The organism is Streptomyces sp. NPDC058678, assembly GCF_042714835.1.
Classification (GTDB): Bacteria; Actinomycetota; Actinomycetes; order Streptomycetales; family Streptomycetaceae; genus Streptomyces.
Map to the genome: position 1 here is coordinate 13239 of NZ_JBHXSG010000028.1, position 13591 is coordinate 26829.

Annotated in this window: 8 protein-coding genes; 4 read left to right on the plus strand and 4 right to left on the minus strand. The window is 72.3% G+C overall.

What is annotated here, in order from left to right:
- Positions 1 to 117: 117 nt before the first annotated feature.
- On the minus strand, positions 118 to 3213 hold the full coding sequence (locus ACFWWR_RS24425; protein ID WP_384305283.1) for a glycoside hydrolase family 2 TIM barrel-domain containing protein: 3096 nt from the start codon (positions 3211 to 3213) through the stop codon (positions 118 to 120).
- A gap of 267 nt (positions 3214 to 3480) precedes the next feature.
- On the opposite strand from ACFWWR_RS24425, the gene ACFWWR_RS24430 reads away from it, so the two are divergent.
- The 3 genes from ACFWWR_RS24430 (at position 3481) to ACFWWR_RS24440 (ending at position 8260) form a co-directional block, all read left to right on the plus strand.
- The gene (locus ACFWWR_RS24430) at positions 3481 to 5859 is read left to right on the plus strand and encodes a SpoIIE family protein phosphatase (RefSeq protein ID WP_384305285.1); all 2379 of its coding nucleotides are present in this window, start codon (positions 3481 to 3483) and stop codon (positions 5857 to 5859) included.
- Positions 5860 to 6230: 371 nt separating this feature from the next.
- Complete coding sequence (locus ACFWWR_RS24435) at positions 6231 to 6905, plus strand: DUF4232 domain-containing protein (RefSeq protein WP_384305287.1); 675 nt, start codon at positions 6231 to 6233, stop codon at positions 6903 to 6905.
- A 98-nt stretch (positions 6906 to 7003) separates the two neighbouring features.
- Complete coding sequence (locus tag ACFWWR_RS24440) at positions 7004 to 8260, plus strand: arsenic transporter (RefSeq protein WP_384305380.1); 1257 nt, start codon at positions 7004 to 7006, stop codon at positions 8258 to 8260.
- Between the two features lie 31 nt (positions 8261 to 8291).
- Here ACFWWR_RS24440 and ACFWWR_RS24445 read toward each other — a convergent pair whose 3' ends face one another.
- Entirely contained in the window at positions 8292 to 10286 is a 1995-nt protein-coding gene (locus ACFWWR_RS24445) for a ricin-type beta-trefoil lectin domain protein (protein ID WP_383862985.1), read from the minus strand.
- A 427-nt stretch (positions 10287 to 10713) separates the two neighbouring features.
- Positions 10714 to 11634 carry a helix-turn-helix domain-containing protein gene (locus tag ACFWWR_RS24450; RefSeq protein ID WP_383862988.1) on the minus strand — a complete coding sequence of 307 codons (921 nt, stop codon included), beginning with the start codon at positions 11632 to 11634 and terminating at the stop codon, positions 10714 to 10716.
- Between the two features lie 63 nt (positions 11635 to 11697).
- Here ACFWWR_RS24450 and ACFWWR_RS24455 point away from each other — a divergent pair, with 63 nt between their 5' ends.
- Positions 11698 to 12516 (plus strand): phytanoyl-CoA dioxygenase family protein, encoded by an 819-nt coding sequence (locus ACFWWR_RS24455; RefSeq protein ID WP_383862991.1) that lies wholly within the window; start codon positions 11698 to 11700, stop codon positions 12514 to 12516.
- Between the two features lie 9 nt (positions 12517 to 12525).
- On the opposite strand, the gene ACFWWR_RS24460 is transcribed toward ACFWWR_RS24455, so the two are convergent.
- On the minus strand, positions 12526 to 13497 hold the full coding sequence (locus ACFWWR_RS24460; protein WP_384305289.1) for an aldo/keto reductase: 972 nt from the start codon (positions 13495 to 13497) through the stop codon (positions 12526 to 12528).
- Between the last annotated feature and the right edge of the window lie 94 nt (positions 13498 to 13591).

Genomic DNA, 13591 nt, shown 5'->3' on the forward strand with positions numbered 1-13591 from the left:
TGACGCTCGGCATGGGAGCGCTCCCAGATGCGGACGCAGGCCATGTTTGTTGGAGGCATGACACCGAGTCAACGGTCCGGACGGGACTGGTTCCCGTCCGGACCGCACGACCATGGCTCAGCCGGCCGGAACCTCCAGCCTGCTGATGCGCACCGCACCCCGGGCCTCGCCGGGGTGGGCGCTGGTCAGCGTCAGTCGCAGCCGGGAGCCGCGGACGGCGTCGAAGGTGATGGCTGTCGGCTCGTCCGAGGCGGTGCCCCAGTCGACGGCCGCCCCTTCGACGGGCACGTACCGGCCGCCGTCCCACACCTCGGCCTCTACGGAGGCGGGCAGGCTGTGGGTCGCGCTCAGGGTGAAGGAGACCTCCACACGGTCGAAGGTCCGCGTCCGGCCGAAGTCCACGAAGACCCAGTCCTCGGCCCTGGCGCCGCTGAACGCGGGCAGCAGGGCGGTGGCCGCCTTGGTGAAGGCGTTGGACCAGCCGGTGGCCGGGTCGCCGTCGAGCATCGCGGCGGGAAGGGTGTCGGGCCGGCCGGAGTAACTGGCGTCCGCGTAAGGGTGGTTCGAGGGCGCCGGATGGTCGGGCCCGAAGGCCGCCGCCGGGGTGGCTGCGGCGGACCGGACGGGCGTGGTGCGCACGGTCGTGGTGTCCGAACGCAGTCCTTCCACGCGCGCGGTCACCTTCAGGAACCCCGGCTCGGTGCCGGACCGCACGATCGCGAGTGCCTTGCCTTGGAAGGCGGTGCGGGTGCTCGCCTGGTAGCGCTCGGCGCTCTCCTGACGGCCGTTGTCGAGCCCGGCGAGGGAGCCGCCCCTCACGTCGAAGGAGATCAGGTGCTCGGCGCCGGGCACGACGACCCCACGGGCGTCCACGATGTCCGCGGTGACGAAGGCGAGCGAACGGCCGTCGGCGGCCACGGACTTGCGGTCGGCGGTGAGGCGTACGGCGTGCGGCTTGCCCGCGGTGCGCAGGACGTCGGTGGCGACCACCCTGCCCCCGCGGCGGGCCACCGCCTTCAGCTCGCCCGGCCGGTAGGGCACTTTCCAGGTGAGGTGGAGTTTGCCCGCGCTGCCGTTCGGGCTGGTGTAGCTACCGGGGTAGGGGCCGTCGGTGAAGGTCTTGTCGTCGCCGGTCGCCTCGGTGGTCTCCAGGTACGCGCGGCCGTCGGTGGTCTTCTTCTCGTCGAACGTCCGGGTGCCGAGGGACTCGCCGTTGAGGAACAGCTCGACGGTGGCGACGTTGGAGTACGCCCACACCTCGACCGTGTCGCCCTTCTCGTGGTTCCAGGTCATGGGCAGCAGATGGACCATGGGCTCGCTGGTCCACTGGCTCTGGAAGAGGTAGTACATGTCCTTCGGGAAGCCGGCCGTGTCGACCGCGCCGAAGAACGACGCCTTCACCGGGAAGACGTCGTAGGGCGTGGGCTCGCCGATGTAGTCGATGCCCGACCACAGGAACTCCCCGGTGAACCACTTACGGTCCCGGTCCTTCTTGTGCCCGTACTCGCCGCTCATGGTCCAGGAGGCGAGGTTGTTGTCGTACGACGAGGTCGCCCGCTTGCCCGGCGTGTGGTTCTCGCCGGTGTTGAGGCGCTCGGGCTCCTGGTAGGTGCCGCGGGTGGAGGTCTCGGACGACGACTCCGACTCGAAGAGGAACAGGTGGGGGTAGCGGGCGTGCAGGGCGTCCACCGACTTGGCGGTGTTGTAGTTGAGCCCGAGCCCGTCGAGCTTGGCGAGGATCAGGTCGCCCGGGGAGCCCGCGGCGGGCACGGTGCGGTGCCGGTGGGAGCCGATCACGACCGGACGGGTGTCGTCGGACGCCTTGACCGCGGCGATCAGCCGGTCCGCCATGGCCAGGCCCGAGGTGGAGGTGAACTCGGAGATCTCGTTGCCGATCGACCACATGATGACGGCGGGCGAGTTGCGGGCGGCCAGCACCATCTCGGTGATGTCCCGGTCGGCCCACTCGTCGAAGAACCGGCCGTAGTCGTAGCGCGTCTTGGGGCTCTTCCAGCAGTCGAACGCCTCCACCATCATCACGATGCCGAGCTCCTCGCAGACCTCGATCATCTCCGGAGAGGGCGGGTTGTGGGAAGTGCGGAAGGCGTTGACGCCCATCGACTTCATGATGGTCATCTGTCTGCGTATCGCGTCGATGCTGACCGCGGCGCCGAGTGCGCCCAGGTCGTGGTGCAGGTCGACGCCCTTGATCTTGGCGTGGCGGCCGTTGAGGTGGAAGCCCTCGTCGGGGTCGATGCGGAAGGTGCGGATGCCGAAGGGGGTGCGGTAGGTGTCGACCGTCCTGCCGCCGACGCGGAGCTTGGTCTCCAGGGTGTAGCGGTGGGGCGAGGCGAAGTCCCAAAGCCTGGGTCTGGTGACGGTCAGCTCGTGGGCCTCGGCCGCCTCGGTGTCGACGGTGACCGTGGTGGCCGTACGGGCCACCGTGCGGCCGGCGGCGTCCTTGATCCGGGAGCGGATCTCGACCTCGCTCGGGGTGCCGGTCCCGTTCACCACCGAGGTCCGCACCTGGACGAGCGCCCGCTCCTCGGTGATGTCCGGCGTGGTGACGTAGGTGCCCCGGCGCGCCACGTGCACCGGGTCGGTGACCACCAGGCGGGCCTCGCGGTAGATGCCGCTGCCCGAGTACCAGCGGCTGCTGGGAAGCCGGTTCTGCACCTTGACCGCGATCACGTTCTCGGTGCTGCCGTCGGTGTGCACCAGGTCGGTGACGTCCAGGGCGAAACCGGTGTATCCGTAGGGGTGGCGGCCGACCTCCGTACCGTTGCAGTAGACGTACGAGTCCATGTAGACGCCGTCGAACTCCACCGAGATCCGCTTGCCCGCCAGGCCGGGCGGCAGCGTGAAGGCCAGGCGGTACCAGCCGAGGCCGCCGGGGAAGAACCCGGTGCCGCTGGTGGTGCCGTTCTGCGTGGTCGGGGCCAGCTCGATGCTCCAGTCGTGCGGCACCGCGACCTCGCGCCACCCGGAGTCGTCGTGACCCGGGGCGGCGGCGTCGGCGTACTCGCCCGTCGGGTCGGTGATCCCGCCGGGATTGACCAGCGCGAAGCGCCAGCCGTCGCGCAACGCGACCGTACGGCGGCCCGCGGCACTCCCGGCGGCCTCGGCGGCCCACGCCGCCGGGGTGCCCAGGAGCGCCCCGGCAGCCGGTGCTGCCGCGGAGGCGAGAAGAAGCGATCTGCGAGTGACCGTCATGGCGGCTCTCCCTCATTAGGGCCCAGAAGTACTCACAACTGATCGTGAACAAACAGATTCTGACGGTGTGCCACGTGAGCCCGTCAAGGGTGCGGTGGAGTGCTTCTGTCCCAGGCGTCACAACGGCCGGATTTCCCCCTTGACCGCGGCTCGATGGCGGCCTTTGCCGGCACCGGGGTTCCCGGTCCGCGAGTGGCCGTGACGCACTAGGCTGGGACCGATGTGGCGCGCCTGTTCACTGTGAGTGTCCGCGATGGAGTGGCGACGATGAGTCCGGAGTATCCGTTCGACGATGCCGCGACAGCGCGGGCCGTCATCGACGACGCGGGCACTGTGGTCGAGTGGAACGAAGGCGCCCGCCTGCTCCTGGGCTGGCCCACCGCCGACGTCGTGGGCCGCCCCGCCGCCGAGCTGCTGGCCGACCCGGGGGACTTTCCCACGCCGGGCAAGCACCGCTGGGACGGCACCCTCGCCCTGCGCCACCGCGACGGCTCGACGGTGTCCGTGTGGCTGCTCGCCCACCACAGGTTGCCGCAGGACGGCCCGGGCCACTGGCTCCTGGTCACTCCGCTGACCGGGGACGGCCCGCACGCGCCCGACGACCCGCTGGACAAGGCCGAGCTGGTCCAGTCCCCCTGCGCCGTCGCGGTCTACGACGAGCGGCTGCGGCTGCGCCGGATGAACGCCGCCATGGCCGAGGTGCTCGGGCTGCCCGAGGAGCGGGTGCGGGGCCTGCGGGTGCCCGAGATGAGCGGCAGACCGCAGAGCGAGGACATCGAGCGGCATCTGCACCGGGTGCTCGTCACCGGCCGGGGGCACGACGTGCGCACGTACGTGCCGATCGGCGGCGACGGCCGGATGAACGCCTGGCTGGCCCGCATGGCCCCGATCACCGACGCGAAGGGGCGGGTGCGGGGCGTGTGCGTCGCCGCCCACGACTTCACCGACCAGTACCTGGCCCGGGAGCGGCTCCAGCTGGTGAACGAGGCCAGCGTCCGCATCGGCACCACACTCGACGTCACCCGAACGGCTCAGGAGCTGGCGGACGTGCTCGTCCCCGCCGTCGCCGACTTCGTCAGCGTCGATCTGCTGGACCCGCCGGAGGCGGGGGGCGAGCCCTCCACGGCGAGGCTGACCGCCCCGGTCAGGATGCGCCGGGCGGCCCACCGGTCCGTGAGCCACGGCACCCCCGAGGCCGTGGCCAAGCCGGGCCAGGTCGACTTCTATCCCGTCCCCTCGCCCCAGGCCGACCCCCTCATGGTGGGCCACACCATCGTGGCGAGCACGGAGACCCGCGACCTCGCCGAGTGGCTCGCCTGGGACCCGGCCCGCCGGGATCGCGTCAAGGAGTACGGCATCCACTCCACGATGTCCGTGCCGATCCAGGCCCGCGGCCAGACCCTCGGCGTGGCCGTGCTGACCCGGTTCCGGCGGCCTGACCCGTTCACGCCGGACGACGTGCTGCTGGCGGAGGAGGTCACGGCCCGGGCGGCCGTCTGCATCGACAACGCGCGGCGCTACTCCCGCGAGCGCGAGACCGCCCTCGCCCTGCAGCGCAGCCTGCTGCCCCGGTCGCTGCCGCGCACCGCCGCCGTCGAAGCGGCCTCGCGCTACCTCCCGGCTGCCCGCGCCGGGGTGGGCGGCGACTGGTTCGACGTGATCCCGCTGTCCGGGATGCGGGTCGCGATGGTCGTCGGCGACGTCGTCGGCCACGGCATACAGGCCTCGGCGACGATGGGCCGGCTGCGCACCGCCGTCCGCACCCTCGCCGACATCGACCTGGCCCCGGACGAGCTGCTGACCCACCTCGACGACCTCGTGGTACGGCTGTCCACGGAGGCCGGCAGCGAGGGCCGCCCCGGTGAGGTCGGCGCCACCTGCCTGTACGCCGTGTACGACCCGGTGTCGCGGCGCTGCACGATGGCCCGGGCGGGCCATCCGGCGCCCGTGATGCTCCCGCCGGGCGGCGCACCCCGGGAGGTCGACATGCCCCCGGGGCCGCCACTGGGCCTGGGCGGCCTGCCGTTCGAGTCCACGGAACTGGAACTGACCGAGGGCACCGTGCTGTCCCTCTACACCGACGGGCTGATCGAGACCCGGGAGCGGGACGCGGACGCCAGCCACGCCCTGCTCTGCGACGCCCTGGCGGTGCCCTCCGCCTCGCTGGAGGAGACCTGCGACCGGGTCCTGCACGGTCTGCTGCCCTCGGGCAGCGCGCTGGACGACGTGGCGCTGCTGCTGGCGCGCACCCGAGGGCTGCCCGCGTCCCAGGTCGCCACCTGGGACATCCCGGCCGACCCGGCGCTCGTCGCCCCGATCCGCAAGCAGGTCGTCGCCCAGCTCGACCGATGGGGCCTGAGCGCGGCGCAATTCACCGCTGAGCTGGTGGTCAGCGAGCTCGTCACCAACGCCATCCGGTACGGCGCCCACCCCATCCGGCTGCGTCTCATCCACGACGCGACCACACTGATCTGCGAGGTGTCCGACACCAACCACACCGCCCCGCATCTGCGCCGGGCCAAGACCTGGGACGAGGGCGGCCGCGGTCTGCTGCTGGTGGCCCAGCTCACCGAGCGCTGGGGCAGCCGGCACACCACCGACGGCAAGACGATCTGGTCGGAGATCAGCCTGGTCGACGAGGAGTGAGCGCCCTGCGGGGTGCCCTCCGCGCGCGACCTGCCCTCCGCGCGCGACCTGCCCTCCGCGCGGCGGGCAGGTCGCGGCGCACGCCGTCCTCGTGGGCCCGGTCGCCGTCGGCGCTCTCGCCTTCGTCCCGGGGCGTCCTGGCGGCGGTCGGGGTGCCACTGCTCCTCGGGCTGCTCCGGGCGTCGTCGATCGGCGCCCACGGTGCGGCGGCGACCGCGTCCTGGATTCCCGTACGGCTCGACGAGCGGCGTGGTTCCCTGGAGTGACGGGCGAACGTTTCGGCCCCGGTCGCATCGGACCAACGTGACGGGGCACCCGGCGCCGTACGCCCGTGTGCCACGCGCGGTGGAGTTTCCGGGAGTGTGGACGACATGGCGAGAACGTCCCAGAGCCTGCCACGGGCGGCCCGGCTCGCGAGCGCGGCCGCGGTGCTCGGCCTGCTGACCGCCTGCGGCGGCGGTGACGGCACCACCAGTGCTCCGCAGACCGGCACGGCCGCGCCCGCGACCGACGGTCGTACGACCGCCTCGGCCGTGCCCTCCAGCCCCGGCCCGACCCCCACGCCGAGCCCCGCCCGGAGCGCCACGGCGTCGTCGCCCGCGGCCGGGGACTCCCCCACCTCGGTGAGCAGCCGCTGTCACACCTCCGAGCTGCGTGCCTCCGTCGGGCGCAACGATCCGGGGGCCGGGCAGGAGAACTTCCCGATCGTCCTGACCAACGCGTCCGGCCGTACCTGCACCGTGCGCGGGTACCCGGGCGCCGCCTTCCTCGACGCCTCCGGGAAGCAGCTGGGACCGGACCCGAGGCGTTCCGCCGACACGCCCGCGACGGTGAGGCTGGCGCCGGGGAAGAGTGCCTGGGCCGGACTGACGTTCTCCAACCCCGAGGTCAGCGGGGCACGGGCCGCCACTCCGAAGTCGCTGCTGGTGACCCCGCCGGACGAGCGGGACCCGCTGAAGGTGACGTGGACGGCCGGGCCGGTGCCCGTGTCCGGCAACGCGTCCTCGGTGCACCTGACGGTCTTCGCCGCCGGCACCGGCCCCTGAGCCGCCGACGGGAGGGCCGGTCGGGGCGCTCACCGGTCTCTTACCGGCGTCTGCTTCGATGGCGGGGCACCACCTGATTCGTTCCGAAGGATCCAGCACTGAACGCCCCGCTCGCCGAGACCCTGTCCGTCGCCCTGCTCGTCGCCGTCCTCGGCTGGGCCGTACTGCGCCCGCTGGGATGGCCGGAGGCGGTGCTGGCGGTCCCGGCGGCGGGAGTGGTGATCGCGACCGGGGCGATCTCGCTGGAGCACGCGCGGGCCGAGGCCGAGCGGCTCGGACCGGTGGTCGGTTTCCTCGCCGCGGTGCTGGTGCTCGCCCACTTCTGCGACGTCGAGGGGCTCTTCCAGGCATGCGGGGCGTGGCTGGCCCGACGGGCGGCGGGGTCTCCCGGGCGGCTGCTGACCGGGGTCTTCGTCCTGGCGTCGACGATCACGGCCGTCCTCAGTCTGGACGCCACCGTGGTGCTGCTCACGCCGGTGGTGTTCGCCACGGCCGCCCGGATGGGGGTCCGGCCCGGGCCGCACGTGCACGCCTGCGCACACCTGTCGAACACGGCCTCGCTGCTGCTGCCGGTCTCCAACCTCACCAACCTGCTGGCGTTCGCGGCGAGCGGGCTGAGCTTCACCCGGTTCGCGGCGCTGATGGCGTTGCCGTGGCTGGTCGCGATCGCTGCCGAGTACGCGGTCTTCCGGCGCTTCTTCGAGCGCGACCTGGCAGAGGTCACCCGCTCCCCCGACGCCGCCGAGGCGCCGGAGCTGCCGCTGTTCGCGCTCGTCACCGTCGCCTGCACGCTGGCCGGATTCGTCGTGACCTCCGCCCTCGGCGTCGAGCCGGCCTGGGCCGCGCTGGCGGGGGCGCTCGTGCTGGCCGGGCGCGCTGTCGTCCGGCGGCAGGCCGGCCCGCTGACCGTGGTGCGGGCGGCGGCGCCGGCCTTCCTGGCGTTCGTGCTGGCGCTCGGCGTCGTGGTGCGCGCGGTGGTCGACAACGGCCTCGCCGACGCGTTGCGGCACGCTTTGCCCGACGGGACCGGGCTGCTCGCGCTGCTCGGCATCGCCGCGCTGGCCGCCGTACTGGCGAACCTGATCAACAACCTGCCCGCGGTCCTGGTGCTGCTGCCGCTGACCGCCTCCGCCGGACCCGGCGCTCTCCTCGCGGTGCTGCTCGGCGTGAACATCGGCCCGAACCTGACCTACGCCGGGTCGCTGGCCACGCTGCTGTGGCGGCGTATCGCGCACGAGCACGGGCACGAGGTCGAGCTCGGGGAGTTCACCCGGCTCGGCCTGCTCGCCACACCGGCCGCGCTGGTGTCCGCCGTGGTCGCGCTGTGGGCGTCGCTTCAGGTCGTCGGGGTCTGAAGCGACGCCCAGACAGGAGAGTGGGCTCCCGTCAGTAGCCGTTGCGGCCGTCGCCGGAGCCGTACCCATAGCCGCCGTACCCGCCGCCGTACCCGCCGTACCCGCCGCCGTACTGGCCGTTCCCCGAGCAGTAGTAAGGGTTGTAGTAGCAGGGCCCGCTGGTGGGATACGGGTACGTGGGCGTCGGAGTCGACGTGGGCGAGGCCTTGGGGGTCGACGGCGTCGCGGACGGCGTGGGGGTGGGCTTCGGGGTCGGCGTCCTCGACGGCTCGGGCGTGGGGGCGGGTGCGGGCACCTTCGCCAGAGTGCTGTCCGCCCCCCAGTTGACCACCTCCATCTGGAGGTCGGTCTTCGAGGTGTCGATCACCCAGCGCTGCGCGGGGCTGTCGTCGCGGGTCTTGACGACCAGTGAGCCCGCTCCGTCGGTGGCGGCGGGGGTCAGGGCCAGGTCCTGGTCCCAGCGCGGCACCAAGGTGCCCTGGAGGGTGAAGTCGTAGCGGACGCTCTTGGCGGCCGCCTTGGCCGCGCCGGTGCACGGGGCCAGCCGCACCGAATAGCCGAGGTGGGAGTCCAGGCACAGGTCGGGGTCGTCCGCGTTGCGCAGCAGCCCGTCCGGGTCGTACGACCACTGCTGGGCGGCGGCCGAGGAGCAGTCGGTGAGCTCGGTCTCCGCGTTCTCGACGGCCTTCTCCCCCGCGACGCCGACGCACAGCCCGGAGGCCACGTTGTGCAGCCGGCCGCGCATGGTGCCCTGCTCTGCGTCGCCTGAGCCGACCCAGGACGGGTCGGAGGTCGCGGTGCCCGGGTCGCCGTCGGGCGCCTCGGAGGTACGGTCGCCGTCGGCCTGGGTGGTGTCGTCGGAGGAGCCGAGCGAGGACCACAGGACCAGCGGGAGGACGACCAGCCCGCTCACCGTCAGCACGGCCGCGGTCAGGTTGCGGCGGGACGCGCGGCGGGCGGCCTTGTGCGTGGAGCGGCGGGAGGCCGTGCGGGGGCCGACGGGGGGCGCCGATGCCGCCGGGGCGGACGCCTCGAAGGCCTCCCCCGGAGCGGGGGCCGGGTGCCGGACGTCCGTCGCCGGGACGAAGGACGCTGCCGGGGCGGCCTGGGGCCGAGCCGGCGTCGTCGCCATGAAGGACTCGCCCACCACGGCCGGGCGCTGGGCCTGCGCCTCCGCCTCGCGGGCGACGTCGTGCACGTGGCGGCGTGCCTCCACGTAGGCGTACGCGCCCCAGCCGAGCACCGCCTCGGCGAGTGCGCCGCCGAGGCCCGCGTTGAACTGGTGCAACTGGTCGGCGGTGTGCCGGCAGTGCTTGCATCCGTCCAGGTGTGCGCGCAGGTCGGTGTCGATGTCGGCACCGCCGCGCCGATAGGTCACGTCCAGCAGCCGGAGGTAGTGGCGGCATTCCTGCTCGGGGGCGAGTTCGCGGTGGACCTGGAGGCACTCCTCCCGCAACCGCTCGCGGGCGCGCCCCAGTTCGACGCGGGCGTCCTCCTCGTCCAGGCCCAGCAGTGCGGCGGGGGTGCCGAGCGGTTCGGCCTCGACCTCGGTGTGCCACAGCAGGCAGCGGGCCGACTGGGGCAGCCTCTGGAACGCCCCGGACAGCAGCCGGCGGTGGGCCGGCGGCAGCAGTCGGGTGGCGACGCGGTCCCCGCTGCCACCCGCGGTTCTCAGCTCCGGGTGCAGCATCTCGCGTCTGTGGTCGCCGTCCCACTCCGCCGCGATGCGCCGCACGGTGACGAGCAGCTGGGGGCGCCAGGCGGAGGTCGGCCCGTTCTGGCGCAGTGTTTCTCCGAAGAGCCGGGTGAATGCGGCGGTGGTGAGCATTCCCGCGGGGCGGGCGCCGTCGGTGCACAGCCGTGCGTAGGCGAAGGCCGCTTCCCAGTGCCGGTCGAGGAGTTCACCGACCGGCTGAAGGGCGGGTGTCGCCCCGCTCCACTTCTTGAGCTCGGCGCTCAGTTGCTCGTCCGTGGCGTCGGAGGGACGAGCGGGAGTCGGGGAATTCGACAGGCCTGCGTCTTTCACAGCGGCATTCCTCCGAGGGCGTTCTGTACCAAGTCCATACCAATGGGTATGCGGTGCCGCCGACGGGACGCCGAGGTTCATCCGCACAGGGTTCGGCATCTCGAACACCCGCCAGGGGCAACTCTTTTGAAGCATGGGGAGCGTACGGGAGCGGCCTCGTGCGCACAGGAGAGACGCTATTGTCCGTGCGCCGACAACGCACACCTTTGCACAGGTCAGCGAGTCGTAACAAGTGATCCCGCGGTTTTGTGCATTGCGTTCGGGTCGAGGGTATTTGACGACGGGTCAATAGCGTCCCCTTTGCGACACCTTTACAGATGCCGCGCTATCGCACTTGTAAATGGGAACGGTATTCACCTGGTTCCGCGTCGACTTCGCGCCAACCATTGAACGGCCACTCCACCGCACATCGGGCCCGCCTTACAGCTCACCTGCCAACCATTGGGACGCCGGTCCGGTAGGCGCCGGGCGGCATGCCGTAGCGCTCGTGGAAGACCCGGTTGAAGTGGAAGGGGCTGGCGAAGCCGGAAGCCGCGGCCACTCGTTCCACCGACAGGTCGGTGCTTTCCAGCAGCCGGGCCGCGTGGTGCAGCCGTACTTCGCGCAGGGCCCGCATCGGGGACCGGCCGAGCTGCTCGGTGAAAAGGTGGGCGAACCGGGAGGGCGACAACCGGACGCTCCCGGCGAGCGATTCGACGGTGTGCGGGGCTCCCGGGTCGGCCGCGAGCATCTCCTGGGCCCGGCGCACCCGCGGGTCGACACCCGGCGGCGGCGCGGTGGTGCGCGCGGCACCGGCGGTGAGCAGGACGACCTCCTCCAGCGCGCACAGGGCGAGCTCGCGGGCCGCGGTGCCGTGCGCCACGGCGACCTGCTCCCGGTCGGCGTCGGAGGCGGGCGGCGCCCCGGTGCCCGTCCAGCGGGCGTCGGTGAGCATGCGGTGGAAGGCCGCCTCGATCCGGGCGGATGAGCCGGGCGGAGTCGGGCTGACGACGTACATGCCGTCGCCGACGTCGTACGGGCGCAGCCAGGCGGGCCAGGACGGTCTGGCCTGGCAGTGCACCCACCAGAACCGCCAGTGCGGGGCGCCCGGTTCGACGCCGTAGTCGTGCCGGACGCCCGGGGCGAGCACGACCAGGTCCCCCGTGCCGGCCCGCGCCTGCGCCGATCCCTGACGCAGCCGGCCCTGTCCGCCGGTCGTCCAGGTGAACAGCCAGCTGTCGGCCCCACGGGGCCGGTGCACGCCGTACCCGGGCATCTGGTCGAAGTGTCCGACCACGACCAGGCCCGGCGGCGGTGCCGGATCGCCTGGTGCGGCAGTCTCGGGCAATCCGTCAGCGGTCACGGGCATCCTCCTCGGGGACGCGTCGGCCTAGCGTGTGGTACCGAAGACACCGAACCGAGGAGCGGATGCATGACAGCCACGGACATCGGCTCGACCGGCGCTCCCATCCTGCCCGACGACGGGCCGCGGCAGTTCGCCGAGGACGGCTTCACCGTCGTGCGCGGGCTGTTCCGACACGACGAGATCGACCGGCTGTGTGCCGCGTTCGCGGCACTGCACGCGGCCGGACCGGTGCCCGGGCACTTCGAGCCGCGCGCGTCGGCGGATCCGCTGCAGCGGTATCCGAGGGTGATGCACCCGCACGAGATCGACGAGCTGTCGCGGGAGGTGCTGCTGGACGCCCGGCTGCGCGAGGTACTGGAGACCCTGCTCGGCGAGGAGGTGCTGGCCGCGCAGAGCATGTTCTACTTCAAGCCGCCCGGGGCGCGGGGCCAGGCGTTGCACCAGGACAACTTCTATCTGCGGGCGGAGCCGGGCACGTGTGTGGCGGCCTGGATCGCCTGCGACGTCATCGACCGGGACAACGGCGGCCTGGAGGTCGTCCCCGGCACGCACCGGATGGAACTGTTCTGCCCGGAGGAGGCGGACGCCGAGTTGTCCTTCGCGCGGGAGTACGTGCCCCCGCCGCCGGGCCTGTCGCCCGTACCCGTCGACATGGAGCCGGGGGACGTCCTGTTCTTCAACGGCAGCCTGGTCCACGGCTCTCAGCCCAACGGCACCGCCGACCGGTTCCGCCGCTCGTTCATCGGCCACTACGTCGGCCGTTCCACCGAGCGCATCGGGCACTACTACCGCACGCTGTCGATGAGCGGCGACCGGGTGCCGCTGCCGATGAGCGCGGGCGCGGGTCCGTGCGGCACGGAGTTCGCACCGCTCGGACCGCACTGAGCGAAGGGCTCAGGAGTGACCCTGGATCGGGTGCGGGGAGTAGGGCCGCGCCAGCTCCTCGATCTCCTTGTCGCTGAGTTCGAGTTCGACGGCCGCCACGGCGTCCTCGATGTGCTGCGCCCTGGCCGCGCCGACGATCGGTGCGGCCACCGTGTCCTGGTGCAGCAGCCAGGCCAGGGCCACCTGGGCGCGCGGGACGCCCCGGTCGTCCGCGATGCGGGTGACGGCCTCGACGATGGTGCGGTCGCCCTCCGAGTAGAGGCGGCTCCCGAATTCGTCGTTGGCGCTGCGCTCGGTGACGGTGCCCCAGTCCCGGGTCAGCCGGCCGCGGGCGAGCGGGCTCCACGGCAGGACGCCGACGCCCTGGTCCGCGCAGAGCGGCAGCATCTCGCGTTCCTCCTCGCGGTAGAGGAGGTTGTAGTGGTTCTGCATGGAGACGAACTTGGTCCAGCCGTGGCGTTCGGCCGTGTACTGCATCTTGGAGAACTGCCACGCGAACATCGAACTGGCCCCGATGTAGCGCACCTTGCCCGCCTTCACCAGGTCGTGCAGGGCCTCCATCGTCTCCTCGACCGGGGTGTGCGGGTCGTAGCGGTGGATCTGGTAGAGGTCGACGTAGTCGGTGCCGAGGCGGCCGAGGCTGTGGTCGATCTCGGTCATGATCGCCTTGCGGGACAGTCCCGCGCCGTTGGGTCCGGGCCTCATCCGGCCGTTCACCTTGGTCGCGAGGACGATCTCGTCGCGGCGGGCGAACTCGGCGAGGGCCCGGCCGACGATCTCCTCACTGGTGCCGTCGGAGTACACGTTGGCGGTGTCGAAGAAGGTGATCCCGGCCTCCAGCGCCTGCCGGATCAGCGGACGGGACGCCTCCTCGTCGAGGGTCCACTCGTGCGCGCCGCGGTCGGGCAGGCCGTAGGTCATGCAGCCCAGACAGATCCGCGAGACGTCCAGGCCCGTCGAACCGAGCTTCACGTACTGCATCGTTGCTGCTCCTGCCTTCGGGATGGGTACGAAGGGGAGAGTACGACTTCGCCCGTGCTCGAAGTCCAGCGGCGACTTCGGCAGCGTCGGCTTC

Excerpts from the sequence above, each read along its gene's own strand:
- ACFWWR_RS24425 (WP_384305283.1), bottom strand. The coding sequence starts at position 3,213 with ATGACGGTCACTCGCAGATCGCTTCTTCTCGCCTCCGCGGCAGCACCG.
- ACFWWR_RS24430 (WP_384305285.1), top strand. The coding sequence starts at position 3,481 with ATGAGTCCGGAGTATCCGTTCGACGATGCCGCGACAGCGCGGGCCGTC.
- ACFWWR_RS24435 (WP_384305287.1), top strand. The coding sequence starts at position 6,231 with ATGGCGAGAACGTCCCAGAGCCTGCCACGGGCGGCCCGGCTCGCGAGC.
- ACFWWR_RS24450 (WP_383862988.1), bottom strand. The coding sequence starts at position 11,634 with ATGCCCGTGACCGCTGACGGATTGCCCGAGACTGCCGCACCAGGCGAT.
- ACFWWR_RS24455 (WP_383862991.1), top strand. The coding sequence starts at position 11,698 with ATGACAGCCACGGACATCGGCTCGACCGGCGCTCCCATCCTGCCCGAC.
- ACFWWR_RS24460 (WP_384305289.1), bottom strand. The coding sequence starts at position 13,497 with ATGCAGTACGTGAAGCTCGGTTCGACGGGCCTGGACGTCTCGCGGATC.